22 protein-coding genes are annotated in these 26,307 nt (G+C 65.4%); 21 read left to right on the top strand and 1 reads right to left on the bottom strand.

All coding sequences use genetic code 11. The features are described 5' to 3' along the window. Positions 1-79 precede the first annotated feature (79 nt). On the top strand, positions 80-352 hold the full coding sequence (gene cspD / locus B7D75_RS11905; protein WP_033996674.1) for a cold shock domain-containing protein CspD: 273 nt from the start codon (positions 80-82) through the stop codon (positions 350-352). 73 nt (positions 353-425) lie between these two features. Here cspD and icd read toward each other — a convergent pair whose 3' ends face one another. Beyond that, a complete protein-coding gene (gene icd, locus B7D75_RS11900) occupies positions 426-1,682 on the bottom strand; it encodes an NADP-dependent isocitrate dehydrogenase (RefSeq protein WP_043098752.1) in 1,257 nt (418 codons plus the stop codon). A 358-nt stretch (positions 1,683-2,040) separates the two neighbouring features. Between icd and B7D75_RS11895 the strand changes: the two genes are divergently transcribed. The 20 genes from B7D75_RS11895 (at position 2,041) to nuoH (ending at position 26,299) form a co-directional block, all read left to right on the top strand. Continuing rightward, the gene (locus tag B7D75_RS11895; RefSeq protein WP_012075453.1) at positions 2,041-4,266 is read left to right on the top strand and encodes an NADP-dependent isocitrate dehydrogenase; all 2,226 of its coding nucleotides are present in this window, start codon (positions 2,041-2,043) and stop codon (positions 4,264-4,266) included. A gap of 89 nt (positions 4,267-4,355) precedes the next feature. Next, positions 4,356-4,826, top strand: coding sequence for an NUDIX hydrolase (locus tag B7D75_RS11890; protein WP_107114032.1), 471 nt, complete (start codon positions 4,356-4,358; stop codon positions 4,824-4,826). A 43-nt stretch (positions 4,827-4,869) separates the two neighbouring features. Next, positions 4,870-5,997, top strand: a complete 1,128-nt coding sequence (gene mnmA / locus B7D75_RS11885; protein ID WP_033996676.1) for a tRNA 2-thiouridine(34) synthase MnmA — start codon at positions 4,870-4,872, stop codon at positions 5,995-5,997. Then, positions 5,994-6,614 (top strand): high frequency lysogenization protein HflD, encoded by a 621-nt coding sequence (hflD, locus tag B7D75_RS11880; protein ID WP_033996678.1) that lies wholly within the window; start codon positions 5,994-5,996, stop codon positions 6,612-6,614. The genes mnmA and hflD overlap by 4 nt, the downstream gene beginning before the upstream one ends. Before the next feature lie 2 nt (positions 6,615-6,616). Further along, entirely contained in the window at positions 6,617-7,501 is an 885-nt protein-coding gene (locus tag B7D75_RS11875) for a DMT family transporter (protein ID WP_012075450.1), read from the top strand. A gap of 75 nt (positions 7,502-7,576) precedes the next feature. Further along, positions 7,577-8,947, top strand: coding sequence for an adenylosuccinate lyase (purB, locus tag B7D75_RS11870; RefSeq protein ID WP_107114031.1), 1,371 nt, complete (start codon positions 7,577-7,579; stop codon positions 8,945-8,947). A gap of 59 nt (positions 8,948-9,006) precedes the next feature. Beyond that, the gene (locus tag B7D75_RS11865) at positions 9,007-10,176 is read left to right on the top strand and encodes a ribosomal protein uL16 3-hydroxylase (RefSeq protein ID WP_003153222.1); all 1,170 of its coding nucleotides are present in this window, start codon (positions 9,007-9,009) and stop codon (positions 10,174-10,176) included. Further along, positions 10,169-10,594 (top strand): GNAT family N-acetyltransferase, encoded by a 426-nt coding sequence (locus tag B7D75_RS11860; protein ID WP_003153225.1) that lies wholly within the window; start codon positions 10,169-10,171, stop codon positions 10,592-10,594. Before B7D75_RS11865 ends, B7D75_RS11860 begins: the two co-directional genes overlap by 8 nt. A gap of 6 nt (positions 10,595-10,600) precedes the next feature. After that, entirely contained in the window at positions 10,601-11,224 is a 624-nt protein-coding gene (locus B7D75_RS11855) for a DUF7931 domain-containing protein (protein WP_012075448.1), read from the top strand. Further along, positions 11,221-12,042, top strand: coding sequence for a secretin N-terminal domain-containing protein (locus B7D75_RS11850; protein WP_034082220.1), 822 nt, complete (start codon positions 11,221-11,223; stop codon positions 12,040-12,042). Before B7D75_RS11855 ends, B7D75_RS11850 begins: the two co-directional genes overlap by 4 nt. A gap of 591 nt (positions 12,043-12,633) precedes the next feature. Beyond that, positions 12,634-14,229 (top strand): isocitrate lyase, encoded by a 1,596-nt coding sequence (locus B7D75_RS11840; RefSeq protein WP_003153232.1) that lies wholly within the window; start codon positions 12,634-12,636, stop codon positions 14,227-14,229. 178 nt (positions 14,230-14,407) lie between these two features. Further along, entirely contained in the window at positions 14,408-16,426 is a 2,019-nt protein-coding gene (locus B7D75_RS11835) for a PhoX family protein (RefSeq protein ID WP_053813781.1), read from the top strand. Positions 16,427-16,504: 78 nt separating this feature from the next. Then, complete coding sequence (locus B7D75_RS11830) at positions 16,505-17,059, top strand: DUF4442 domain-containing protein (RefSeq protein ID WP_074197412.1); 555 nt, start codon at positions 16,505-16,507, stop codon at positions 17,057-17,059. A gap of 590 nt (positions 17,060-17,649) precedes the next feature. Next, on the top strand, positions 17,650-18,063 hold the full coding sequence (locus tag B7D75_RS11825; protein WP_012075444.1) for an NADH-quinone oxidoreductase subunit A: 414 nt from the start codon (positions 17,650-17,652) through the stop codon (positions 18,061-18,063). A 10-nt stretch (positions 18,064-18,073) separates the two neighbouring features. After that, positions 18,074-18,751 (top strand): NuoB/complex I 20 kDa subunit family protein, encoded by a 678-nt coding sequence (locus tag B7D75_RS11820; protein ID WP_012075443.1) that lies wholly within the window; start codon positions 18,074-18,076, stop codon positions 18,749-18,751. Between the two features lie 80 nt (positions 18,752-18,831). After that, the gene (nuoC, locus tag B7D75_RS11815) at positions 18,832-20,613 is read left to right on the top strand and encodes an NADH-quinone oxidoreductase subunit C/D (protein ID WP_012075442.1); all 1,782 of its coding nucleotides are present in this window, start codon (positions 18,832-18,834) and stop codon (positions 20,611-20,613) included. Between the two features lies 1 nt (position 20,614). Beyond that, entirely contained in the window at positions 20,615-21,115 is a 501-nt protein-coding gene (gene nuoE / locus B7D75_RS11810; protein WP_012075441.1) for an NADH-quinone oxidoreductase subunit NuoE, read from the top strand. Further along, the gene (gene nuoF / locus B7D75_RS11805; protein WP_003152494.1) at positions 21,112-22,458 is read left to right on the top strand and encodes an NADH-quinone oxidoreductase subunit NuoF; all 1,347 of its coding nucleotides are present in this window, start codon (positions 21,112-21,114) and stop codon (positions 22,456-22,458) included. Before nuoE ends, nuoF begins: the two co-directional genes overlap by 4 nt. Positions 22,459-22,589: 131 nt before the next feature. Next, positions 22,590-25,307 carry an NADH-quinone oxidoreductase subunit NuoG gene (gene nuoG, locus B7D75_RS11800; protein ID WP_053817065.1) on the top strand — a complete coding sequence of 906 codons (2,718 nt, stop codon included), beginning with the start codon at positions 22,590-22,592 and terminating at the stop codon, positions 25,305-25,307. Then, positions 25,304-26,299 carry an NADH-quinone oxidoreductase subunit NuoH gene (nuoH, locus tag B7D75_RS11795; protein WP_003152492.1) on the top strand — a complete coding sequence of 332 codons (996 nt, stop codon included), beginning with the start codon at positions 25,304-25,306 and terminating at the stop codon, positions 26,297-26,299. Before nuoG ends, nuoH begins: the two co-directional genes overlap by 4 nt. Positions 26,300-26,307 lie beyond the last annotated feature (8 nt).

Genomic DNA, 26,307 nt, shown 5'->3' with positions numbered 1-26,307 from the left:
CCCGTCATGACCCAGGTCGGACGCGGGATCGTAGTGGATGATACTCCAGCGTTGGAGTCCTTTGCAGAGGGATATGAGCATGCTCAGCGGTAAGGTCAAGTGGTTCAACAACGCCAAGGGCTACGGGTTCATCCTGGCCGAGGGCCGAGATGAGGACCTGTTCGCCCATTACTCGGCCATTCAGATGGACGGTTACAAGACACTCAAGGCGGGCCAGCCGGTCAATTTCGAGATCATCCAGGGACCGAAGGGACTGCACGCCATCAACATCAGTCCCGCCACCGCGACAACCGCCGCATCCTCCGCCCCCACCCCGCTCGAGGAGCCCCAGGCGACGCCGATCGAAGCCTGAGCACCAGCGCGGACGCGGAAATGAAAAAGGCCGGTGCGAACCGGCCTTTTTCTCGTTCGGGCGGCTGCCCTTCTTACATCTTGGCGATCATCGCGTCGCCGAACTCCGAGCAGGACAGCAGGGTGGCGCCGTCCATCAGGCGCTCGAAGTCGTAGGTCACGGTCTTGGCGGCGATCGCGCCGTTGGTGCCCTTGATGATCAGGTCGGCGGCCTCGGTCCAGCCCATGTGGCGCAGCATCATCTCCGCGGAGAGGATCAGCGAGCCGGGGTTGACCTTGTCCTGGCCGGCGTATTTCGGCGCGGTGCCGTGGGTCGCCTCGAACATGGCCACCGAGTCGGACAGGTTGGCGCCGGGCGCGATACCGATGCCGCCGACCTCGGCCGCCAGGGCGTCGGAGAGATAGTCGCCGTTCAGGTTCAGGGTGGCGATCACGTCGTACTCGGCCGGGCGCAGCAGGATCTGCTGCAACATGGCGTCGGCGATCACGTCCTTGATCACGACATTCCTGCCGGTCTTCGGATTCTTGAACTGCATCCACGGACCGCCGTCCAGCAGTTCGGCGCCGAACTCATCGCGCGCGACTTCGTAGCCCCAGTCCTTGAAGGCACCCTCGGTGAACTTCATGATGTTGCCCTTGTGCACCAGGGTCACCGAGCTGCGGTCGTTGTCGACGGCATACTGCAGTGCCTTGCGCACCAGGCGCTTGGTGCCTTCCTGGGACACCGGCTTGATGCCGATGCCGCAGTTCTCGGTGAAGCGGATCTTCTTGACGCCCATTTCCTCGGTGAGGAACTTGATGACTTTCTCCGCTTCCGGCGAACCGGCCTTCCACTCGACGCCGGCATAGATGTCCTCGGAGTTCTCGCGGAAGATCACCATGTCCACGTCGCCAGGCTTCTTCACCGGGCTGGGCACGCCTTCGAACCAGCGTACCGGGCGCTGGCAGACGTAGAGATCGAGTTGCTGGCGCAGGGCCACGTTCAGGGAGCGGATGCCGCCACCGACCGGGGTGGTCAGCGGCCCCTTGATGGAAACCACGTAGTCGCGCACGGCATCCAGGGTTTCCTGGGGCAGCCAGGTGTCCTGGTCGTAGACCTGGGTGGCCTTCTCGCCGGCATAGACTTCCATCCAGGCGATCTTGCGCTCGCCCTTGTAGGCTTTTTCTACTGCAGCGTCGACAACCTTGATCATGACCGGGCTGATATCGACGCCGATGCCATCGCCTTCGATGAACGGGATGATCGGGTTCTTCGGTACGCTCAAGGACATGTCGGCATTCACAGTGATTTTGTCACCGGTCGCCGGCACCTGGATCTTTTGGTATCCCATGCTGAACTCCGTGTTGTGGTTAAAACCCTGTTGCAGCCTTCTAGGGTAGCCCAGTTGGCCGCCTGGAAACCACATCTTCCTTAGTCTAAACCGGCGAGCGCATCAGCCCATCGAGAGGATGGTATACTGCGCGACATGACTTCGCAGTCATCGAGGTCCGAGCAGTCTGGGACCAGACCCTCTCCCCTCGCAGCGGCGGGCTCGCCACCATGATCCCGCCGTACAACGCTCTACTGGCGCCCCTATATCCCGCGGCATATCTCGATTTCGATTCAACCCGATGTTGAGCGAAGGCATCGCGTCCACCAACGCGTATCGAGACTCTGTGCGCGCCCAGCAAAAAAGAGAGTTACCGTAGATGTCCATCCGCTCGAAGATCACCTACACCTTCACCGACGAAGCACCCGCGCTCGCCACCTACTCGCTCCTCCCCATCGTCAAGGCCTTTGCCGCTTCCGCCGGCATCGACGTCGAGACCAGCGACATCTCTCTTGCAGGACGCATCCTGGCCAACTTCGCCGACCGCCTCGAAGCCGACCAGCGTATCGAAGACGACCTCGCCCGCCTGGCGGTCCTGGCCACCTCGCCCGACGCCAACATCATCAAGCTGCCCAACATCAGCGCCTCGGTGCCGCAGCTCAAAGGCGCGATCGCCGAGCTGCAGGCCCTGGGCTACAAGGTTCCCGACTTCCCGGAAGACCCGCAGACCGACGAAGAGAAAGAGGTTCGCGCACGCTACGCGAAGATCCTCGGCAGCGCCGTGAACCCGGTCCTGCGCGAAGGCAACTCCGACCGCCGTGCCCCGGCCGCGGTGAAGGCCTACGCCCGCAAGCACCCGCACTCCATGGGCAAGTGGAGCATGGCCTCGCGCTCGCACGCCGACTACATGCGCGGCGGCGACTTCTTCTCCAGCGAACAGTCGATCACCATGGCCAAGGCCGGTGACGTGCGCATCGAGTTCGTCGGCAAGGACGGCAAGGTCGAGGTGAAGAAGCAACTGAGCCTGCAGGAAGGCGAAGTGCTCGACAGCATGTTCATGAGCTGCGGCAAGCTGCGCGACTTCTTCGAGAAGACCCTGCAGGACTGCAAGGAAACCGGCGTGATGTGGTCGCTGCACGTCAAGGCGACCATGATGAAGATTTCCCACCCGATCGTCTTCGGGCATGCGGTGAGCGTCTACTACAAGGACGTCTTCGACAAGTGGGGCCAACTCTTCGAAGAGCTCGGCGTGAACCCGAACAACGGCATCTCCAGCGTCTACGACAAGATCAAGTCGCTGCCCGCCTCCCAGCAGGAAGAGATCCTCCACGACATCCACGAGGTGTACAGCCACCGCCCGGAAATGGCGATGGTCGACTCCGTGAAGGGCATCACCAACCTGCACATTCCGAGCGACGTCATCGTCGACGCCTCGATGCCGGCGATGATCCGCAACTCCGGCCAGATGTGGGGCAAGGACGGCAAGCAGAAAGATACCAAGGCGGTAATGCCGGAAAGCACCTACGCCCGCATCTACCAGGAGATGATCAACTTCTGCAAGACCAACGGCGCCTTCGACCCGACCACCATGGGCAGCGTGCCGAACGTCGGCCTGATGGCGCAGAAGGCCGAGGAATACGGCTCCCACGACAAGACCTTCGAAATGACCGCCGACGGCACCATGCGCGTGGTCCTGGCCGACGGCACCGTGCTGATGCAGCACGAAGTGGAGACCGGCGACATCTGGCGCGCCTGCCAGACCAAGGACGCGCCGATCCGCGACTGGGTCAAGCTGGCCGTCACCCGCGCCCGCCAGTCCGACACCCCGGCGATCTTCTGGCTGGACCCGGAGCGCGCCCACGACCGCGAGCTGCGCAAGAAGGTCGAGCTTTACCTCAAGGACCATGACCTGACCGGCCTCGACATCAGCATAATGGGCTACAACGAGGCGATCCGCGTGAGCATGGAGCGCCTGATCCGCGGCAAGGACACCATCTCGGTGACCGGCAACGTCCTGCGCGACTACCTGACCGACCTGTTCCCGATCATGGAACTGGGCACCTCGGCCAAGATGCTCTCCATCGTTCCGCTGATGGCGGGCGGCGGCATGTACGAAACCGGCGCCGGCGGCTCGGCACCCAAGCACGTCCAGCAACTGGTGGAAGAGAACTACCTGCGCTGGGACTCCCTGGGCGAGTTCCTGGCCTTGGCCGTGTCCCTGGAGGAAACCGGGATCAAGACCGGCAACGCCAAGGCCAAGCTGCTCGGCAAGGCACTGGACGAAGCCACCGGCAAGCTGCTGGACAACAACAAGTCGCCGTCGCGCAAGGTCGGCGACATCGACAACCGCGGCAGCCACTTCTACCTGGCGATGTACTGGGCCCAGGCCCTGGCCGCCCAGGACGAAGACGCCGAACTGAAAGCGCATTTCGCACCGCTGGCCAAGGCCCTGACCGAGCAGGAAGCGACCATCGTCGCCGAACTCAACGCCGTCCAGGGCAAGCCGGCCGAGATCGGCGGCTACTATCGCTCCAATCCGGAGCTGACCAGCAAGGTGATGCGCCCCAGCGCCACCTTCAACGCGGCGATCGACAGCCTGGCCTGATGGCGTCACGCTGAACGAAGCAGGAAACCCCGGGCCTACGCCCGGGGTTTCTTTTTTATCGAGGCCTTTTCCGTATCGAGGAGACATCCATGAGCTGGCACCCCCATGTCACCGTAGCGACCATCGTCGAGGACCAGGGCCGCTTCCTGCTGGTCGAGGAACGAGCCGACGGCCGCGAGGTGCTGAACCAGCCCGCCGGCCACCTGGAACCCGCCGAAAGCCTGCTCGAGGCCGCCCTGCGCGAAACCCTCGAGGAAACCGGCTGGGAGGTCGAGCTGAGCGCAGTCACCGGCATCTACCTGTACACCACGCCGTCCAACGGCGTCACCTACCAGCGCGTCTGCTTCGCCGCCCGCCCCGTGCGCCACCATCCCGAACGCGCCCTGGACCAGGGCATCATCGGTCCGCGCTGGCTGACCCGCGACGAGCTGGCCGCCCAGCCGCAACGCTGGCGCAGCCACCTGGTGCTGCGCTGCATCGACGACTATCTGGCCGGCGACCGCTACCCCCTGGCGCTGATCCGCGACAGCCACGTGTCGCCCTCTTCGCCCCAGGCCTGATAGAATCCGCGTTTTACGAATTCGCCCGTGACGCCTGATCGCTATGTCTGAATCCGCCCCCACCCCACGCCGCGAGCGCGTGATCGTCGGCATGTCCGGCGGCGTCGACTCGTCCGTCTCCGCCCTGCTCCTGCTGCAGCAGGGCTACCAGGTCGAAGGCCTGTTCATGAAGAACTGGGACGAGGACGACGGCACCGAATACTGTACCGCCCGCGAGGACCTGGCCGACGCCCAGGCCGTCTGCGACCGGATCGGCATCAAGCTGCACACGGCGAACTTCGCGGCGGAATACTGGGACAACGTGTTCGAGCACTTCCTCGCCGAGTACAAGGCCGGTCGCACGCCGAACCCGGACATCCTCTGCAACCGCGAGATCAAGTTCAAGGCCTTCCTCGACTACGCGCTGATGCTCGGCGCCGACCTGATCGCCACTGGCCATTATGTGCGTCGCCGCGACCTCGACGGGCGCACCGAACTGCTCAAGGGCCTGGACCCGAACAAGGACCAGAGCTACTTCCTGCACGCGGTGGGCGGCGAGCAGATCGCCCGCAGCCTGTTCCCGGTCGGCGAACTGGAGAAGCCGGAAGTCCGCGCCATCGCCGAGAAGCACGGCCTGGCCACGGCGAAGAAGAAGGATTCCACCGGCATCTGCTTCATCGGCGAGCGGCGTTTCACCGATTTCCTCAAGCAATACCTGCCGGCCCAGCCCGGCGACATCGAGACCACCGAAGGCAAGGTCATCGGCCGCCACAGCGGCCTGATGTACCACACCATCGGCCAGCGCCAGGGCCTCGGCATCGGCGGCCTCAAGGAAGCCGGCGACGACCCCTGGTACGTGCTCGGCAAGGACCTGCAGCGCAACGTGCTGCTGGTCGGCCAGGGCAACGACCACCCGCTGCTGTTCTCCCGCGCCCTGCTGGCCTCGCGAATCTACTGGGTCAACCCGGTCGAACTGGAGCGGCCACGCCGCCTGCGGGCCAAGGTGCGCTACCGGCAGAGCGACCAGGACTGCGTCCTGGAGAAAACCGCCGACGGCTACCGCGCGGTGTTCGACGAACCGCAGCGCGCCGTGACCCCGGGGCAATCGGTGGTGTTCTACGACGGCGAGGTCTGCCTCGGCGGCGGCGTGATCGAAACGGCGGAAGCCTGGGACTTCGGAGGACGCCCGTGAGCGATTCGCGCCAGCAACTTATCGCCCTCGGCGCCGTCTTCGAATCCGCAGCACTGGTCGACAAGCTGGCACGCACCGGGCAGATCAGCGAAGCCCCGCTGGGCTGCATGCTCGGCAGCCTGCTGGCGCGCAACCCGGCCAGCACGCTGGACGTCTACGGTGGCGACAGCCTCAACCTGCGCGACGGCTTCAAGGCCCTGGCCAGCGCCCTGGAACGCAAGCCCGGCAGCCTGCAGCGCGAACCGCTGCGCTACGCCCTGGCGATGCTGACCCTGGAACGGCAACTGGACAAGCGCGGCGACATGCTCGACCTGATCGGCCAGCGTCTCGACCAGGTCGAACAGCAGGTCCAGCACTTCGGCCTGGTCCACGAAAACGTCATCGCCTCGTTCGCCAGCATCTACCAGGACACCCTCAGCACCTTCCGCCAGCGCATCCAGGTGCACGGCGACATGCGCCACCTGCAGGTCAGCAGCAACGCCGCGCGGATCCGCGCCCTGCTGCTCGCCGGCATCCGCTCGGCGCGACTCTGGCGGCAGCTGGGCGGCAGCCGCTGGCAGATGGTGTTCAGCCGGCGCCGACTGCTCAACGAACTCTACCCCCTGCTGCGCGGCTAGCCATGGCCGAGAGCCAGCCACAACGGCGCAACAGCCCGACCCAGGGCGCCGCCATGCTGGCTCTTTCAGCGCTATTCTTCGCCCTGATGGGCGGCCTGATCCGCGAGGCTTCCAGCACCGTCAACAACGAAACCGTGGTGTTCTTCCGCAACCTCGTCGGCGTGCTGTTCTTCCTGCCCCTGGCGCTGACCCGCGGTATCGGCCCGCTGCGCACCCGCCGCCCGCTGTCGCACCTGCTGCGCACCACCTACGGCCTGGGCGGCATGTATTGCTACTTCTACGCCCTCGCCCACCTGCCGCTGACCGACGCCATGCTGTTCAGCTATGCCGCGCCGGTGTTCACCCCGCTGATCGCACACCTGTGGATCAAGGAGCCGCTGACCCGCCGGATGATGGGCGCCACCCTGGTCGGCTTCCTCGGCGTGCTGCTGGTGGCCAGGCCCAGCGGCGCGGTAGTGGCGCCGATCGCCCTGGTCGGTGTCGCCTCCAGCCTGATGGCCGCCTGCGCCTTCGTCTCGATCCGCGAAATGAGCGACAGCGAGCCGGCCTATCGCATCGTGTTCTATTTCGCCCTGTTCGGCGCGCTGTTCTCCGCCGTGCCGCTGGCCTGGGCCTGGCAGCCGCTGAACGGCCACGAACTGCTCCTGCTGCTCGCTGCCGGACTGTTCGCCAGCCTTGGCCAACTGACCATGTCGCAGGCTTATGCCCTGGCCTCTCCGGGAGTGATCGGGCCGATCGCCTACATGGCCATCGTGTTCGCCGGGGTGATCGCCTGGCTGCGCTGGGACGAACTGCCCAGCCACACATCGCTGCTCGGCGCCGCGCTGATCTTCGCCGCCAGCCTGATCCCCCTGCTGGGCAACCGCTCCGCCGAAAGGCCCCGCTGAGTGCCCCACCGGAGCGCGCCTTTCATGTATGATATGCGCCCCTTTTTCGTTGACTTCCAGCCACGAGAACGTCTCATGCAGCTTTCCTCGCTCACCGCGGTATCCCCCGTCGATGGCCGCTATGCCGGCAAAACCAGCAGCCTGCGTCCGATCTTCAGCGAATACGGCCTGATCCGTTTCCGCGTCATGGTGGAAGTCCGCTGGCTGCAGCGTCTCGCCGCCCACGCCGGGATTCCCGAGGTCGCGCCGTTCTCCGCCGAGGCCAACGCCCTGCTCGACAGCCTGGCGAGCGACTTCCAGCTGGAACACGCCGAACGCATCAAGGACATCGAGCGCACCACCAACCACGACGTGAAAGCGGTGGAGTACCTGCTCAAGGAGCAGGCCACCAAGCTCCCGGAGCTGGCCGCGGTCAGCGAGTTCATCCACTTCGCCTGCACCTCCGAGGACATCAACAACCTGTCCCACGCCCTGATGCTCCGCGAGGGCCGCGACAGCGTGCTGCTGCCGCTGATGCGCCGGATCGCCGAGGCCATCCGCGAACTGGCGGTGAAATTCGCCGACGTGCCGATGCTCTCCCGCACCCATGGCCAGCCCGCCTCGCCAACCACCCTGGGCAAGGAACTGGCCAACGTGGTCTACCGCCTGGAGCGGCAGATCAAGCAGGTCGCCGGCATCGAGCTGCTGGGCAAGATCAACGGCGCGGTGGGCAACTACAACGCGCACCTGTCCGCCTACCCGGACGTCGACTGGGAAGCCAACGCCCGCCAGTTCATCGAAGGCGACCTCGGCCTGACCTTCAACCCCTACACCACGCAGATCGAGCCGCACGACTACATCGCCGAACTGTTCGACGCGATCGCCCGCTTCAACACCATCCTCATCGACTTCGACCGCGACGTCTGGGGCTACATCTCCCTCGGCTACTTCAAGCAGAAGACCGTGGCCGGCGAGATCGGCTCCTCGACCATGCCGCACAAGGTCAACCCGATCGACTTCGAGAACTCCGAAGGCAACCTCGGCATCGCCAACGCGCTGTTCCAGCACCTGGCCAGCAAGCTGCCGATCTCGCGCTGGCAGCGCGACCTGACCGACTCCACCGTGCTGCGCAACCTCGGCGTCGGCATCGCCCACAGCGTCATCGCCTACGAGGCCAGCCTGAAGGGCATCGGCAAGCTGGAGCTGAACGCCCAGCGCATAGCCGAAGACCTGGACGCCTGCTGGGAAGTCCTCGCCGAACCGGTGCAGACCGTGATGCGCCGCTACGGCGTGGAGAACCCCTACGAGAAGCTGAAGGAACTGACCCGCGGCAAAGGCATCAGCGCCGAGGCCCTGCAGACTTTCATCGAAGAACTGGCGATTCCCGCCGAAGCCAAGGTCGAGCTGAAGAAGCTGACCCCGGCCGGCTACGTCGGCAATGCCGCCGCCCAGGCCAAGCGCATCTGAGCACGCAACCCTTTTGCACGCCCGGCTGTGCCGGGCGTTTTTGTTTCAAGGACTTATCCATGAATGCTGATACTCCCCTGCAACTTCTGGGCGGGCTGACCGCTGCCGAATTCCTCCGCGACTACTGGCAGCGCAAGCCGCTGCTGGTCCGCCAGGCGATCCCGGACTTCGAAAGCCCACTGTCCGCCGACGAGCTGGCCGGCCTGTCGCTGGAGGAGACAGTGGAATCGCGCATCGTCCTCGAACACGGGAAAACCCCCTGGGAAATGCGCCGCGGCCCGTTCCAGGAGGAGGACTACAAGCACCTGCCGGAACAGGACTGGACCCTGCTGGTGCAGGCGGTCGACCAGTTCGTCCCGGAAGTCGCCGAACTGCTGGAGCGGTTCCGTTTCCTTCCCAGCTGGCGGATCGACGACGTGATGATCAGCTATGCCGCGCCCGGCGGCGGCGTCGGTCCGCACTTCGACAACTACGACGTGTTCCTGCTCCAGGGCCACGGGCGCCGGCGCTGGAAGGTCGGCCAGGTGTGCAGCGCCGACAGCCCGCTGCGCGAGCACGCCGACCTGCGCATCCTCGCCGACTTCGAGCAGAGCGACGAGTGGGTCCTGGAGCCCGGTGACATGCTCTACCTGCCGCCGCGCCTGGCCCACTACGGCATCGCCGAAGACGAATGCATGACCTACTCGATCGGTTTCCGCGCCCCCAGCGCCGCCGAGGTGCTGACCCACTTCACCGACTTCCTCGGTCAGTTCCTCTCCGACGAGGAACGCTACAGCGACGCCGGCCTGCAGCCGGTAGGCGACGATCCGCACCAGATCCAGCGCGACGCCCTCGAGCGCCTGCAGGGCCTGATCCAGGAACACATGAGCGACGAGCGCCTGCTGCTGACCTGGTTCGGCCAGTTCATGACCGAGCCGCGTTATCCGGAACTGGTGGCCGGCGAGGAAATCGCCGAGGACGAGCTGTTCGGCGCCCTCGAGGATGGCGCGCTGCTGGTGCGCAACCCCAGCGCGCGCCTGGCCTGGAGCGAGATCGATATCGGCCTGGTGCTGTTCGCCAGCGGCCAGAGCGTGCTGCTCCCCGGCCAGCTCAAGGAGCTGTTGAAGCTGGTCTGCTCGGCCGACGCGTTGCATCTGGAAAACCTCGGCCAATGGCTGGCCGATGACGATGCGCGTAAGCTGTTGGCGGAGTTGGTCAAACAGGGCAGTTTGGAGTTTGCAGATGAATAAGATCCGCGTACGCGTAGCCGACTGGCAGAAGGACAATGCCGAGCTGCGCCGCATCCGCGAAGCGGTCTTCATTGCCGAACAGTCGGTTCCGCCGGAACTGGAATGGGACGCCGAAGACGACGAAGCCGTGCATTTTCTCGCCTATGAAGGCGAATACGCGATCGGCACCGCGCGCCTGCTGGGCGACGGCCACATCGGCAGGGTCTCGGTGCTCAAGGACTGGCGCGGCCTGAAGGTCGGCGACGCGCTGATGCGCGCGGCCATCGCGGAAGCCGAGCGACGCGGCCTGAAGCGCCAGTTGCTGACCGCCCAGGTCTATGCCATTCCCTTCTACGAGCGACTGGGCTTCAAGGTCGACAGCGGCGAGTTCCTCGATGCCGGCCTGCCTCACGTCGACATGGTCCGCGACAGCGACTGAGGCCCGATGCACGACGACGCCCCGGAGTCCGCGCCGGCCGACCTGCCGGCCATCGAGTTCAGCTCTCCGGGGCGCTTTGCCGTGCACAACCCGGCGAGCGACGCGGCGCCTGCGCAATCTCCGGAAGCGGCGCCGTTCCGGCTCGGCGAGCACCAACCGCTGGAGCGCTTCGAGCAACCGCAACAGGCCCGCGCCCACGCCCTGGCACTGCTGCAGCAGGCCCGCCGCTCGTTGTGCCTGTACAGTCCCGACCTGGAACCCTGGCTCTACCACCACAGCAGCGTCCAGGACGCCTGCACCCGCTTCCTCCTGGCCAATCCGCGCAACCGCCTGCGCATCCTTGTCGGCGACAGCACCCAGGCCGTGCGCAACGGCCACCGCCTGATCACGCTTTCGCGCCGCCTGTCGAGCAACTGCCTGATCCGCCGCCTCAACCCGGACTACCCTAGAGAAGACGACGCCTTCCTCCTGGCCGACGAGCAGGGCCTGCTGCTGCGCCCACACCCGGCGCAACCGGCGGGCTACGCCTGCTACCGGGCCGCCGGGCGGGTGCGCCAGCTCCAGGCTCGCTTCGAACGGGCCTGGAACACCAGTCTTTCCGACCCGGACCTGCGGAGCCTCCTCCTGTGACCCTGTTGCGCACCATCCTGTTCTCTTCCCTGCTGGCGACGCTCGCCCTCGGCGCCTCCGCCGCTCCACGCACCGAAGTGATCCCGCTCAACTACCGCACCGCCGACGACGTGATGGCGGTGGCCCAATCGGTCATCGGCAGCGAAGGCAAGGTCAGCGCCTACGGCAACCAGTTGATCGTCAACGCCGAGCCGGCGAAGATCCGCGAACTGCAATCCGTCCTGCAACAGATCGACTCGCGCCCGCATCGCCTGCTGATCACCGTCGACACCAGCCAGAACCTGCAACAGGACAGCCACGGTTATTCGGTGGACGGCTCGGCCAGCGCCGGCAACGTGGAGATCCAGAGCGGCCGCGGCGAAGTCGACGGCAAGGATCGCGTGCGCATCATCCGCCGCTCCACCGACAGCCGCGCCGGCGGCACCCAGCAGGTCCAGGCCACCGAAGGCTACCCGGCGCTGATCCAGGTCGGCCAGAGCGTGCCCATCACCAGCACCGCCACCGGACCCTACGGACAGATCTACAGCCAGACCGAATACCGCAACGTCAACCGCGGCTTCTACGTCACCGCGACCCTGACCGGCAACCTGGTGCACGTCACCATCAGCTCCAGCAATGACCGCCTCAGCCAGAGCCATCCCGGCGTCATCGATACCCAGAGCACCGACACCCGGGTCAGCGGCAAGCTCGGCGAATGGATCACCCTCGGCGGCGTCAGCGAGCAGAACCAGGCCGACCAGCGCGGTTTCGTCCGCCGCTACTCCACCCAGGGACGCGACGACACCAGCCTGCGCCTGAAAGTCGAAGCGCTCGACTGACCGACGGCAGCCCCCGGAAGATTTTCCGCCACGCCCCGGCAAAGCCCCGGAGCGCGGGCTTTTGCGAGCATTTTCGATCCATTCGGAATCATCTCGACCAGACAAGACCATCCGGTCACTCTTAGACCTTCGTGTAGTAGCCTTGAAAAAACACTACAAAAGGTTTGACGAAGGATTTTTTCCAGAGCATGATGGCCCCGCTCCCGCTAATCAGGGGCTCTGCAACGACGAGCCCCCGGTGTCTGCGCCGATACGCCCTCGGCCTCCACCGTGCCGATCCGCCCACAAGGCGGCTTGACGAGATTGCGACTGGAACGAAGTTGTCCTGAGGGACGGGGAAGCGTTTACGTATCAGCCAGATCGAAAGACTCGGCAGCGAGTCGCCCACCGGCAGCCACGAGCCGGACGGCGCTTGCCAGTCGAGGAGCACGGTCCGCGAACTGTTCGTCTCCACCCCCTCCTCCGGCGTCATTCTTCGCCACGGTCATTCTCTCGCCATGCAGCGGTGAGCCACCCGCAAGACAACCTTCACCAGCAGGTTTTGAGTGGGTCAGTCGGTGCTCAACCAATACATTTCTTGAAGGATTGACCATGTCCGCATATCAGAACGAGATCAAGGCAGTTGCCGCGCTGAAAGAGAAGAACGGCAGCAGCTGGAGCGCGATCAACCCCGAGTACGCAGCTCGCATGCGTATCCAGAACCGCTTCAAGACCGGCCTGGATATCGCCAAGTACACCGCGGCCATCATGCGCAAGGACATGGCCGAATACGATGCGGACTCCTCCGTCTACACCCAGTCGCTGGGCTGCTGGCACGGTTTCATCGGGCAGCAGAAGCTGATCTCGATCAAGAAGCACCTGAAGACCACCAACAAGCGCTACCTCTACCTGTCCGGCTGGATGGTCGCCGCGCTGCGCTCCGACTTCGGCCCGCTGCCGGACCAGTCCATGCACGAGAAGACCGCGGTTTCCGGCCTGATCGAAGAGCTGTACACCTTCCTGCGCCAGGCTGACGCCCGCGAACTGGACCTGCTGTTCACCGGCCTGGACGCTGCCCGCGCCGCTGGCGACAAGGCCAAGGAAGCCGAGCTGCAGGCGCAGATCGACAACTTCGAGACCCACGTGGTACCGATCATCGCCGACATCGACGCCGGTTTCGGCAACGCCGAGGCCACCTACCTGCTGGCCAAGAAGATGATCGAAGCCGGCGCCTGCTGCATCCAGATCGAGAACCAGGTGTCCGACGAGAAGCAGTGCGGTCACCAGGACGGCAAGGTCACTGTTCCGCACAGCGACTTCCTCGCCAAGATCAATGCCGTTCGCTACGCCTTCCTCGAACTGGGCGTGGACGATGGCGTGATCGTCGCCCGTACCGACTCCCTGGGCGCCGGTCTGACCAAGCAGATCGCCGTGACCAACGAGCCGGGCGACCTGGGCGACCTGTACAACTCGTTCCTGGATTGCGAGGAAATCTCCGAGGCCGAGCTGGGCAACGGCGACGTGGTGATCAAGCGCGATGGCAAGCTGCTGCGTCCGAAGCGCCTGGCCTCCAACCTGTTCCAGTTCCGCAAGGGCACTGGCGAAGACCGCTGCGTCCTGGACTGCATCACCTCGTTGCAGAACGGTGCCGACCTGCTCTGGATCGAAACCGAGAAGCCGCACGTCGGCCAGATCAAGGCGATGGTCGACCGCATCCGCGAAGTGATCCCGAACGCCAAGCTGGTCTACAACAACAGCCCGTCCTTCAACTGGACCCTGAACTTCCGCCAGCAGGTGTTCGATGCGTTCGTCGCCGAAGGCAAGGACGTTTCCGCCTACGACCGCGCCAAGCTGATGAGCGTCGAGTACGACGACACCGAGCTGGCCAAGGTCGCCGACGAGAAGATCCGCACCTTCCAGCGTGACGGCTCGGCCCACGCCGGCATCTTCCACCACCTGATCACCCTGCCGACCTACCACACCGCCGCGCTGTCCACCGACAACCTGGCCAAGGGCTACTTCGCCGACGAAGGCATGCTGGCCTACGTGAAGGGCGTGCAGCGCCAGGAACTGCGCCAGGGCATCGCCTGCGTCAAGCACCAGAACATGGCGGGTTCCGACATCGGCGACAACCACAAGGAGTACTTCGCTGGCGAAGCGGCTCTGAAGGCGAGCGGCAAGGACAACACCATGAACCAGTTCCACTGAGGAACAGGGCCAGCCGGGCAGCCACGACCTGCCCGGTCCACCCCGCGAAGACCCCGGCCTCGGCCGGGGTCTTTTCATTTCCGGATGGTGGCAAAAGGCCTCGCGCCGCTGTCATCGTCCCGTCGCTTTCCGCGGTTAGCGTCAATGCTCCGTCGATCAGCCCACAAGGAGCACGTCCGTGAGCCTGGAAAAAAACAATGCCGTCCTGTTCGGTGATGGCGACGAGTTGCCCAGCAACCATTCGAGCAACCCACACATGAACGACCTGATCGCCGGCCTCGGCCGCCGCCAGGTCCTGGCCGGTGGTGCGGCGCTCGGCGCCCTGGCCTTCCTCGGCGTGTCGCTGCCCGCCAGCGCCGCCCCCGCCGAAACGCAGGCCGCCGGCGCAGAAAGCCTGCGCGGGTTCCCCTTCAAGCGCCGCAACCGCCTGCCCTTCGAGGCTATCGCCAGCAGTCGCGCCGACGCCATCCGCGTGCCCGCCGGCTACAAGGCGACGCCGTTCATTCCCTGGGGCACGCCGATCAGCGGCAGCTACCCGGGCTTCCTCGACAACGCCGGCAACAGCGCCCAGGACCAGGCGGACCAGATCGGCATGCACCATGACGGCATGCACTTCTTCCCGATCGACGCGCAGTTCGGCTTCGGCGGCGGCCACGTCAGCAACCACGGCCTGCTGGTGCTCAACCACGAGTACATCGACGCGCCGCTGCTGCACCCCAACGGCCCGACCGTGGTCGACGGCAAGCGCACCGTCGCCGACGAAGTACGCAAGGAAATCAATGCCCACGGCGTCTCGGTGGTGGAGATCCGCCGCAACGTGAATGGCGAATGGAATGTCGTGCCGTCGCAGCGCAACCGCCGGATCACCGCCGCCACGCCGATGCGCATCGCCGGCCCGGCACGCGGCCACGAACTGCTGCGCACCCGCTACAGCCCGGACGGCACCCGCACCCGCGGCACCCACAACAACTGCTCCAACGGCTTCACTCCCTGGGGCACCTATCTCACCTGCGAAGAGAACTGGGTCGGCTATTTTTCCACCCAGGACAGCGAACTGCCGCGCGAGCTGTCCCGCTACGGCATTCGCGACACCAGCCGTTTCGGCTGGGAAACCCTGCCGGGCGACGAGTTCGAGCGCTTCGACGCCACCCGCAAGGGCAAACAGGCCCAGGACGACTACCGCAACGAACCGAACAACTTCGGCTGGATCGTCGAGATCGACCCGTTCGACCCGCAATCGGTGCCGGTCAAGCGTACCGCTCTCGGCCGCTTCGCCCACGAGGGCCTGATCTTCGCCCCGGTCAAGCCGGGCCGCCAGGTAGTCTGCTATTCCGGCGACGACTCGCAGAACGAGTACATCTACAAGTACGTCAGCCGCGACAGGTTCCGTCCGGGCCGTAGCAACGCCCGCCTGCTCGACGAAGGCACCCTCTACGTCGCCCGCTTCAACGCCGATGGCAGCGGCCAGTGGCTGCCGCTGGACATCGCCGACGGCAACTTCCGCGCCGCCTGCCGCAAGGCCGGGGTCAGCTTCGCCGACCAGGGCGAAGTCCTGATCAACACCCGCCTGGCCGCCGACGTCCTCGGCGCGACCAGGATGGACCGCCCGGAGTGGGGCGCAGTCAACCCGGACAACGGCGACGTCTACTTCACCCTCACCAACAACACCTCGCGCAGCGTCGCCGACGCCGCCAACCCACGCGTCAGGAATGCCTACGGCCACATCATCCGCTGGCGCGAGCGCAGCCGCGACTACGCCGGTCAGCGCTTCACCTGGGACCTGTTCATGCTCGCCGGGCCGGCCGAGGACAGCCGCGGTCCGGACGGCAAGCCGCTGAACCAGGACAATATCCTGGCCAGCCCCGACGGGCTCTGGTTCGATCCGGAAGGCCGGCTGTGGATCCAGACCGACATGAGCGGCAGCCAACTGAGCGGCGGCCCGTTCGGCAACAACCAGATGCTGGTGGCCGACCCGCGCACCGGCGAGCTGAAACGCTTCCTCACCGGCCCGCTGGGTTGCGAGGTGACCGGCATCGCCGCGACGCCGGACTTCCGTACGCTGTTCATCAATATCCAGCATCCGGGTGAGGGCTCGACCGCCGACAACCTGCTCAGCGCCTGGCCGGACGGCCCGGGCCGGCGGCCACGCTCGGCCACCGTGGTGATCACCCGCGAGGACGGTCGCCGCCTGCTCTGACGAGCCATGGCGACCCGCGTTGGCCGGAGTGCCGGCGCGGGTCGCCGCTACAGCCGTGGGCAAGCCCGGGCAAAGCGGGTGGAATGCAGGCTCCCCCTCTCAAGGAAGGATGCCAGCATGTCCAAGCGTAACCGCCTCAGCCGCGCCGTCGGCGCCATCAACCTTCTCCCCCGCCGCCTGCGCAGCCGCGGCCTGTCGCTGCTGCTGGGCTCCCAGGTGCGCTTCGCCGGCACTGCCAGGGTGCGCATCCATGAACTGGGGCAGGAGCGCGCCATCCTCAGCCTGAAGAATCGCCGGCCGGTACAGAACCACATAAAAGGCATCCATGCCGCGGCGATGGCCCTGCTCGCCGAGTCGGCCAGCGGCTTCCTGGTCGGAATGAACGTACCGGACGACAAGCTGCCGCTGATCAAGACCATGAAGATCGACTACCTCAGGCGGGCCCAGGGCGACCTGTCCGCCGTCGCCACCCTGGAGGCCGGGCAGATCGCCCAGATCCGGCAACAGGAAAAAGGCGAGGTCCGCGTGGCGGTCACGGTCAGCGACGAGAGCGGCAACCAGCCGATCGCCTGCGAGATGATCTGGGCCTGGGTCAGCAAGAAACGCCGGGACACTGCCGGATCATCCAGGTAGCGCAGCCACAAAACGACTACACCAGGGCGGCGAGGCGAACCGCGGCAAGCCTTGCGCAGCCACCGCCGCGCCATGGAGCTTCGCCGACGCCAGCGGCTGCGGCAGAGCCGGGGCCAGGCTTGCGCAAGAAGAAAAACCGCCACGGGCCGACCGGGAAAATATTCCCGGCTTAATGCAATAAAGGATTGAACGGGAGTAATTACCAATAAAAGCGTAAACAATAGTAACGTCGCATGGAATATATGTAGCGAAGTTATGCGGATGCGACATTGCAAACGATATTCATTATCGTTTGAGTTGCCCGAAAAAGCCCTTCCCCGACCTCCCCGGCAATACGACCAAAAGCCAGCCAAGCCGCGCCACCTCTCGCAAAGGCAGCAATCACGAGGCTTCCGGCGCTGAACCAAAGCGCCGGAAAAATCCGAGAAGCGTCTGTTTGTGTTAGAAAAATTTACTTGTCCGGCGCTTTGGGCATAAAATCGGAAAGATACTTACAACCCTTAGCTCACTACGCAGCGGGTTGCGCAAGAAGTCGGGCATTGCGCCCAGAACCCACGATCTTATATATCCGGTACAGAAGGAGTATCAGCATGCCAAACCCAGCTGAACTTGCAGCTCATCACTGGGGATTCGCTGCCTTCCTTCTAGGGGTCGTTGGCCTTCTCGCCTTCATGCTAGGGGTTTCCGCCCTGCTTGGCAGCAAGGCATTTGGTCGCAGCAAGAACGAACCCTTCGAATCCGGGATCGTCCCCACCGGCGGCGCCCGCCTGCGCCTGTCGGCAAAATTCTATCTGGTCGCGATGCTCTTCGTGATCTTCGACGTCGAAGCCCTCTTCCTCTTCGCCTGGTCGGTGTCGGTTCGCGAAAGCGGCTGGGCCGGCCTGATCGAGGCAACCATTTTCATAGCAATTCTGTTGGCGGGTCTTGTCTACCTTTGGCGGATCGGTGCGCTCGACTGGGCACCCGAAAGCCGTCGCAAGCGGCAGGCGAAGCTAAAACAATGAGGCTTTGGCGATGCAATACAAACTTACCCGGATCGACCCCGATGCGGCCAACGACCAGTACCCGATAGGCGAACGGGAAACCGTAGCCGACCCGCTGGTCGAGGGCCAGGTTCACAAGAACATCTTCATGGGCAAGCTCGAGGATGTGCTGAACTCCACCGTCAACTGGGGTCGCAAGAACTCGCTCTGGCCCTACAACTTCGGGCTGTCCTGCTGCTACGTGGAGATGACCACCGCCTTCACCGCGCCGCACGACATCGCCCGCTTCGGCGCCGAAGTGATCCGGGCCTCGCCGCGCCAGGCCGACTTCATGGTCATCGCCGGCACCTGCTTCATCAAGATGGCTCCGGTCATCCAGCGCCTCTACGAGCAGATGCTCGAACCCAAGTGGGTCATTTCCATGGGCTCGTGCGCCAACTCCGGCGGCATGTACGACATCTACTCGGTGGTCCAGGGGGTCGACAAGTTCCTCCCCGTGGACGTCTACATCCCCGGTTGCCCACCTCGTCCGGAGGCGTTCCTGCAGGGCCTGATGCTGCTGCAGGAATCCATCGGCCAGGAGCGCCGTCCGCTGTCCTGGGTCGTTGGCGACCAGGGGGTCTACCGCGCCGACATGCCGGCCCAGAAAGACCTGAAACGCGAGCAGCGCATCCAGGTGACCAACCTGCGCAGCCCCGACGAAGTGTGATCCGGAACTCCCGGCCAGCCCCGCTGGCCGGCCGAGACCAACCGCGTTCACCCCACCGTTGACCGAAAGCGACCGAGACCATGACTGCAGACTCCGCTCTGTACATCCCGCCTTACAAGGCAGACGACCAGGATATCGTCGTCGAACTGAATTCCCGCTTTGGCGCCGAGACCTTCACCGTCCAGCCCACCCGTACCGGCATGCCGGTGCTCTGGGTCCCGCGCGAAAGACTGATCGAAGTCCTGACCTTCCTCCGTCAGGTACCCAAGCCCTACGTGATGCTCTACGACCTGCACGGCGTCGACGAGCGCCTGCGCACCCATCGCCGCGGCCTGCCGAACGCCGACTTCAGCGTGTTCTATCACCTGATGTCGCTGGAGCGTAATAGTGACGTGATGATCAAGGTCGCCTTGTCCGAGCGCGACCTCAACCTGCCCACCGCCACCCGTATCTGGCCCAACGCCAACTGGTACGAGCGCGAAGTGTGGGACATGTACGGCATCACCTTCACCGGCCACCCGCACCTGACCCGCATGCTGATGCCGCCGACCTGGCAGGGCCATCCGCTGCGCAAGGACTACCCGGCACGCGCCACCGAGTTCGATCCCTACTCCCTGTCCGCCGCCAAGCAGGACCTGGAGCAGGAAGCCCTGCGCTTCAAGCCGGAAGACTGGGGCATGAAGCGCCACGGCGAGAACGAGGACTACATGTTCCTCAACCTCGGCCCGAACCACCCGTCCGCCCACGGCGCGTTCCGCATCATCCTGCAGTTGGACGGCGAGGAGATCATCGACTGCGTGCCGGAGATCGGCTACCACCACCGCGGCGCCGAGAAGATGGCCGAGCGCCAGTCCTGGCACAGCTTCATCCCCTACACCGACCGCATCGACTACCTCGGCGGGGTGATGAACAACCTGCCCTACGTGCTCTCGGTGGAGAAGCTCGCCGGGATCAAGGTGCCGCAGCGGGTCGACGTGATCCGGATCATGATGGCGGAGTTCTTCCGCATCCTGAACCACCTGCTGTACCTGGGCACCTACATCCAGGACGTCGGCGCCATGACCCCGGTGTTCTTCACCTTCACCGACCGCCAGCGCGCCTACAAGGTGGTCGAGGCCATTACCGGCTTCCGCTTGCACCCGGCCTGGTACCGCATCGGCGGCGTCGCCCACGACCTGCCGCGCGGCTGGGACAAGCTGGTCCGCGAGTTCCTCGACTGGATGCCCAAGCGCCTCGACGAGTACGAGACCGCGGCCCTGAAGAACAGCATCCTGCGCGGCCGGACCATCGGCGTCGCCCAGTACAACACCAAGGAAGCCCTCGAGTGGGGCACCACCGGCGCCGGCCTGCGCGCCACCGGTTGCGACTTCGACCTGCGCAAGGCCCGCCCCTACTCCGGCTACGAGAACTTCGAGTTCGAGGTGCCGCTGGCCCATAACGGCGACGCCTACGACCGCTGCATGGTCAAGATGGGCGAGATGCGCCAGAGCCTGCGGATCATCGAGCAGTGCCTGAAGAACATGCCGGAAGGCCCGTACAAGGCCGACCACCCGCTGACCACGCCGCCGCCGAAAGAACGCACGCTGCAGCACATCGAAACCCTGATCACCCACTTCCTGCAGGTTTCCTGGGGCCCGGTCATGCCGGCCAACGAAGCCTTCCAGATGATCGAGGCGACCAAGGGCATCAACAGCTACTACCTGACCAGCGACGGCAGCACCATGAGCTACCGCACGCGCATCCGGACGCCCAGCTTCGCGCACCTGCAACAGATCCCCTCGGTGATCAACGGCAGCATGATCGCGGACCTGATCGCCTACCTGGGTAGCATCGATTTCGTTATGGCTGACGTGGACCGCTGACATGAGCCAGAGCAACCTGATTCAGACCGACCGTTTCGTCCTCAGCGAAACCGAGCGCTCGTCCATCGAGCATGAAATGCATCACTACGAGGACCCGCGCGCGGCGTCCATCGAAGCCCTGAAGATCGTCCAGAAGGAACGCGGCTGGGTGCCGGACGGCGCCATCCCGGCGATCGGCGAGGTGCTGGGGATCCCGGCCAGCGACGTCGAAGGCGTCGCCACCTTCTATAGTCAGATATTCCGCCAGCCGGTGGGCCGCCACATCATCCGCGTCTGCGACAGCATGGTCTGCTACATCGGCGGCCACGAATCCGTGGTCGGCGAGATCCAGAAGCAACTCGGCATCGGTCTCGGCCAGACCACCGCCGACGGTCGCTTCACCCTGCTCCCGGTCTGCTGCCTGGGCAACTGCGACAAAGCCCCGGCGCTGATGATCGACGACGACACCCATGGCGACGTGCGTCCCGACGGGGTCGCCAAACTGCTGGAGGCCTACGTATGACCCTTACCTCCATTGGTCCGGCCAACCGCATGGCGCGTTCGGCGGAAACCCATCCGCTGACCTGGCGCCTGCGCGAAGACGCCCAGCCCGTCTGGCTCGAGGAATACCAGAGCAAGGACGGCTATGCCGCGGCACGCAAGGCGCTGACCCAGATGGCCCAGGACGACATCGTCCAGACCGTCAAGGATTCCGGCCTCAAGGGCCGTGGCGGCGCGGGCTTCCCCACTGGCGTGAAGTGGGGCCTGATGCCCAAGGACGAGTCGCTGAACATCCGCTACCTGCTGTGCAACGCGGACGAGATGGAGCCGAACACCTGGAAGGACCGCATGCTCATGGAGCAGCTGCCGCACCTGCTGGTGGAAGGCATGCTGATTTCCGCGCGCGCGCTGAAGGCCTACCGCGGCTACATCTTCCTGCGCGGCGAATACGTCGACGCGGCGCGCAACCTCAACCGCGCCATCGACGAAGCCAAGGCCGCCGGCCTGCTCGGCAAGAACATCCTCGGCAGCGGCTTCGACTTCGAACTGTTCGTCCACACCGGCGCCGGCCGCTACATCTGCGGCGAAGAGACTGCGCTGATCAACTCGCTGGAAGGTCGTCGCGCCAACCCGCGTTCCAAGCCGCCCTTCCCCGCCGCCGTCGGCGTCTGGGGCAAGCCGACCTGCGTGAACAACGTGGAGACGCTGTGCAACGTGCCGGCCATCGTCGGCAACGGCGTGGACTGGTACAAGACCCTGGCCCGCCCCGGCAGCGAAGACATGGGCACCAAGCTGATGGGCTTCTCCGGCAAAGTGAAGAACCCCGGCCTGTGGGAACTGCCGTTCGGCGTCAGCGCCCGCGAGCTGTTCGAGGACTACGCCGGCGGCATGCGCGACGGTTTCCAGCTCAAGGCCTGGCAGCCCGGCGGCGCCGGTACCGGCTTCCTGCTCCCTGAACACCTGGATGCGCAGATGTTCGCCGGCGGCATCGCCAAGGTCGGCACCCGGATGGGTACCGGCCTGGCCATGGCGGTGGACGACAGCATCAGCATGGTTTCCCTGCTGCGCAACATGGAAGAGTTCTTCGCCCGCGAGTCGTGCGGCTGGTGCACCCCCTGCCGCGACGGCCTGCCATGGAGCGTGAAGCTGCTGCGCGCCCTGGAGCGCGGCGAAGGCCAGCCCGGCGACCTCGAGACCCTCGAGCAACTGGTCAATTTCCTCGGCCCGGGCAAGACCTTCTGCGCCCACGCACCGGGAGCCGTCGAGCCGCTGGGCAGCGCCCTCAAGTATTTCCGTGCCGAATTCGAGGCGGGCATCTCCCGCCAGCCTTCGGCCGCGCCGCGCCCGGCAACGGTCGGCGCCTGATGCTTTGCAGCCGGACGGCAAGCCGTCCGGCGATGTTTCGTCGTCGTGCCGCGGCCCCGCCGCAGGCCCGACGGAACCGTGAGTTTCTATTAGCCACGCCCGCTGACAACGGGCCAACGAAGACTTGAACCATGGCCACTATCCACGTAGACGGCAAGACGCTCGAAGTCGATGGTGCAGACAACCTCCTGCAGGCCTGTCTGTCCCTCGGTCTCGACATTCCCTACTTCTGCTGGCACCCGGCGCTCGGTAGCGTCGGCGCCTGCCGCCAGTGCGCGGTGAAGCAGTACACCGACGAGAACGACAAGCGTGGTCGCCTCGTCATGTCCTGCATGACCCCCGCCACCGACAACACCTGGATCTCCATCGAGGACGAAGAGGCCAAGCAGTTCCGCGCCAGCGTCGTCGAATGGCTGATGACCAACCACCCGCACGACTGCCCGGTGTGCGAGGAAGGCGGTCACTGCCATCTGCAGGACATGACGGTGATGACCGGCCACAACGAGCGCCGGTACCGCTTCACCAAGCGCACCCACCAGAACCAGGAGCTCGGCCCGTTCATCGCCCACGAGATGAACCGCTGCATCGCCTGCTACCGCTGCGTGCGCTACTACAAGGACTACGCCGGCGGCACCGACCTCGGCGTCTACGGCGCCCACGATAACGTCTACTTCGGACGGGTCGAGGACGGCGTGCTGGAAAGCGAGTTCTCCGGCAACCTCACCGAGGTCTGCCCCACCGGCGTGTTCACCGACAAGACCCACTCCGAGCGCTATAACCGCAAGTGGGACATGCAGTTCGCCCCGAGCATCTGCCACGGCTGCTCCAGCGGCTGCAACATCAGCCCCGGCGAGCGCTACGGCGAGATCCGCCGGATCGAGAACCGCTACAACGGCTCGGTCAACCACTACTTCCTCTGCGACCGCGGTCGCTTCGGCTACGGCTACGTCAACCGCGAAGACCGTCCGCGCCAGCCGCTGCTGGTGCTGAGCAAGCAGAAGCTGGGCCTGGACGGCGCCATCGACCAGGCCGCCGCCCTGCTGAAAGAGCGCAAGGTGATCGGCATCGGTTCGCCGCGCGCCAGCCTGGAAAGCAACTTCGCCCTGCGCGAGCTGGTTGGCGAAGGCAACTTCTACAGCGGCATCAACGAAGGCGAGCTCGACCGCCTGCGCCTGATCCTGCAGGTCATGCAGGAAGGCCCGCTACCGGTGCCGAGCATCCGCGACATCGAGGACCACGACGCAATCTTCGTCCTCGGCGAGGACCTGACCCAGACCGCCGCCCGCATCGCCCTGGCCCTGCGCCAGTCGGTGAAGGGCAAGGCCGTCGAGATGGCCGCCGACATGAAGGTCCAGCCGTGGCTCGACGCCGCGGTGAAGAATATCGCCCAGCACGCGCAGAACCCGCTGTTCATCGCCAGCGTCAGCGCGACCCGCCTCGACGACGTCGCCGAGGAAACCGTGCACGCCGCGCCGGACGACCTCGCTCGCCTCGGCTTCGCCGTGGCCCATGCCATCGATCCGAGCGCCCCGCCCGTGGCCGACCTCGACCCGCAGGCCCAGGCCTTCGCCCAGCGCATCGCCGATGCCCTGCTGGCGGCCAAGCGTCCGCTGGTAGTGTCCGGCAACTCGCTGGGCAACAAGGCACTGATCGAAGCCGCTGCGAACATCGCCAAGGCCCTCAGGCAGCGCGAGAAGAACGGCTCCATCAGCCTGGTGGTCGGCGAAGCCAACAGCCTCGGCCTGGCGCTCTTCGGCGGCGACTCTGTGGAAGCCGCGCTCGAGCGACTGACCTCCGGACAGGCCGACGCCGTGGTGGTGCTGGAGAACGATCTCTACCGCCGCACCGACGCCGCCCGTGTCGACGCAGCCCTGGCGGCGGCCAAGGTGGTGATCGTCGCCGATCACCAGCAGACCGCCACCACCGCCAAGGCGCACCTGGTGCTGCCGGCGGCCAGCTTCGCCGAAGGCGACGGCACCCTGGTCAGCCAGGAAGGCCGCGCCCAGCGCTTCTTCCAGGTGTTCGACCCGACCTACTACGACGCCAGGAACTTGGTCCGCGAGGGCTGGCGCTGGCTGCATGCGATCCACAGCACCCTGCAGGGCAGGCGCGTCGACTGGACCCAGCTGGACCACGTCACCGAAGCCGTGGCCGAGGCCAAGCCGGTCCTGGCCGGCATCCGCGACGCCGCGCCGGCCGCCTCGTTCCGCATCAAGGGTCTCAAGCTGGCCCGCGAACCGCACCGCTACAGCGGGCGCACCGCCATGCGCGCCAATATCAGCGTGCACGAGCCGCGCACCCCGCAGGACATCGACTCGGCGTTCGCCTTCTCCATGGAAGGCTACTCCGGCAGCCAGGAAGACCGTCAGCAGATCCCGTTCGCCTGGTCGCCGGGCTGGAACTCGCCGCAGGCCTGGAACAAGTTCCAGGACGAGGTCGGCGGCCACCTGCGCGCCGGCGACCCCGGCGTGCGCCTGATCGAACCGAAGGGCGAAGGCCTCGACTGGTTCCAGGCCGTGCCGGTGCCGTTCAGCGCCAAGGCCGACAGCTGGAAGGTAGTGCCGCTGTACCACCTGTTCGGCAGCGAGGAAAACAGCTCGCGGGCCGCGCCGATCCAGCAGCGCATCCCGGAAACCTACGTCGCCCTGTCCAAGGAAGACGCGGACCGCCTCGGCGTCAACGACGGCGCGACCCTCGGCTTCCAGCTCAAGGGCCAGGCCCTGCGCCTGCCGCTGCGCATCGATGAACAACTCGGCGCCGGCCTGATCGGCCTGCCGGTCGGCTTCGCCGGCATTCCGGCGGCGATCGCCGGCTGCTCCGTGGAAGGTCTGCAGGAGGCTGCACAATGAGTTGGCTGACTCCCGCTCTGGTCACCATCATCCTCACCGTGGTCAAGGCCATCGTGGTGCTGCTCGCCGTGGTCATCTGCGGCGCCCTGCTCAGCTGGGTCGAGCGCCGCCTGCTCGGCCTCTGGCAGGACCGCTACGGCCCCAACCGGGTCGGTCCGTTCGGCGCGTTCCAGCTCGGCGCGGACATGATCAAGATGTTCTTCAAGGAGGACTGGACCCCGCCGTTCGCCGACAAGATGATCTTCACCCTGGCCCCGGTGATCGCGATGGGCGCCCTGCTCGTCGCCTTCGCCATCGTGCCGATCACCCCCACCTGGGGCGTGGCGGACCTGAACATCGGCATCCTGTTCTTCTTCGCCATGGCCGGCCTGACGGTGTACGCGGTGCTGTTCGCCGGCTGGTCGAGCAACAACAAGTTCGCCCTGCTCGGCAGCCTGCGCGCCTCAGCCCAGACCATCTCCTACGAGGTGTTCCTGGCCCTGTCGCTGATGGGCATCGTCGCCCAGGTCGGCTCGTTCAACATGCGCGACATCGTCCAGTACCAGATCGACAACGTCTGGTTCATCATCCCGCAGTTCTTTGGTTTCTGTACCTTCATCATCGCCGGCGTCGCCGTGACCCACCGTCACCCGTTCGACCAGCCGGAAGCGGAACAGGAACTGGCGGACGGCTACCACATCGAGTACGCCGGGATGAAATGGGGCATGTTCTTCGTCGGCGAGTACATCGGCATCGTGCTGGTTTCGGCGCTGCTGGCGACCCTGTTCTTCGGCGGCTGGCACGGTCCGTTCCTGGACACCCTGCCGTGGCTGTCGTTCTTCTACTTCGCCGCCAAGACCGGCTTCTTCATCATGCTCTTCATCCTGATCCGCGCCTCGCTACCGCGTCCGCGCTATGACCAGGTGATGGCGTTCAGCTGGAAGGTGTGCCTGCCGCTGACCCTGATCAACCTGCTGGTGACCGGCGCGCTCGTGCTGGCCGCGGCCCAGTAAGGAGAACC

The organism is Pseudomonas paraeruginosa (assembly GCF_003025345.2).
GTDB lineage: Bacteria > Pseudomonadota > Gammaproteobacteria > Pseudomonadales > Pseudomonadaceae > Pseudomonas > Pseudomonas paraeruginosa.
This window is presented reverse-complemented; position numbering and strand designations above follow the sequence as displayed.

What these genes read in the sequence shown, in the direction of transcription:
- B7D75_RS11865 (WP_003153222.1), top strand. Translation starts at nt 9,007, where the DNA reads ATGAATGCTGATACTCCCCTGCAACTTCTGGGCGGGCTGACCGCTGCC.
- B7D75_RS11855 (WP_012075448.1), top strand. Translation starts at nt 10,601, where the DNA reads ATGCACGACGACGCCCCGGAGTCCGCGCCGGCCGACCTGCCGGCCATC.
- nuoE (WP_012075441.1), top strand. Translation starts at nt 20,615, where the DNA reads ATGAGCCAGAGCAACCTGATTCAGACCGACCGTTTCGTCCTCAGCGAA.
- B7D75_RS11895 (WP_012075453.1), top strand. Translation starts at nt 2,041, where the DNA reads ATGTCCATCCGCTCGAAGATCACCTACACCTTCACCGACGAAGCACCC.
- nuoC (WP_012075442.1), top strand. Translation starts at nt 18,832, where the DNA reads ATGACTGCAGACTCCGCTCTGTACATCCCGCCTTACAAGGCAGACGAC.
- nuoF (WP_003152494.1), top strand. Translation starts at nt 21,112, where the DNA reads ATGACCCTTACCTCCATTGGTCCGGCCAACCGCATGGCGCGTTCGGCG.
- B7D75_RS11890 (WP_107114032.1), top strand. Translation starts at nt 4,356, where the DNA reads ATGAGCTGGCACCCCCATGTCACCGTAGCGACCATCGTCGAGGACCAG.
- B7D75_RS11860 (WP_003153225.1), top strand. Translation starts at nt 10,169, where the DNA reads ATGAATAAGATCCGCGTACGCGTAGCCGACTGGCAGAAGGACAATGCC.
- nuoG (WP_053817065.1), top strand. Translation starts at nt 22,590, where the DNA reads ATGGCCACTATCCACGTAGACGGCAAGACGCTCGAAGTCGATGGTGCA.
- B7D75_RS11875 (WP_012075450.1), top strand. Translation starts at nt 6,617, where the DNA reads ATGGCCGAGAGCCAGCCACAACGGCGCAACAGCCCGACCCAGGGCGCC.
- purB (WP_107114031.1), top strand. Translation starts at nt 7,577, where the DNA reads ATGCAGCTTTCCTCGCTCACCGCGGTATCCCCCGTCGATGGCCGCTAT.
- mnmA (WP_033996676.1), top strand. Translation starts at nt 4,870, where the DNA reads ATGTCTGAATCCGCCCCCACCCCACGCCGCGAGCGCGTGATCGTCGGC.
- B7D75_RS11840 (WP_003153232.1), top strand. Translation starts at nt 12,634, where the DNA reads ATGTCCGCATATCAGAACGAGATCAAGGCAGTTGCCGCGCTGAAAGAG.
- B7D75_RS11820 (WP_012075443.1), top strand. Translation starts at nt 18,074, where the DNA reads ATGCAATACAAACTTACCCGGATCGACCCCGATGCGGCCAACGACCAG.
- nuoH (WP_003152492.1), top strand. Translation starts at nt 25,304, where the DNA reads ATGAGTTGGCTGACTCCCGCTCTGGTCACCATCATCCTCACCGTGGTC.
- B7D75_RS11825 (WP_012075444.1), top strand. Translation starts at nt 17,650, where the DNA reads ATGCCAAACCCAGCTGAACTTGCAGCTCATCACTGGGGATTCGCTGCC.
- icd (WP_043098752.1), bottom strand. Translation starts at nt 1,682, where the DNA reads ATGGGATACCAAAAGATCCAGGTGCCGGCGACCGGTGACAAAATCACT.
- cspD (WP_033996674.1), top strand. Translation starts at nt 80, where the DNA reads ATGCTCAGCGGTAAGGTCAAGTGGTTCAACAACGCCAAGGGCTACGGG.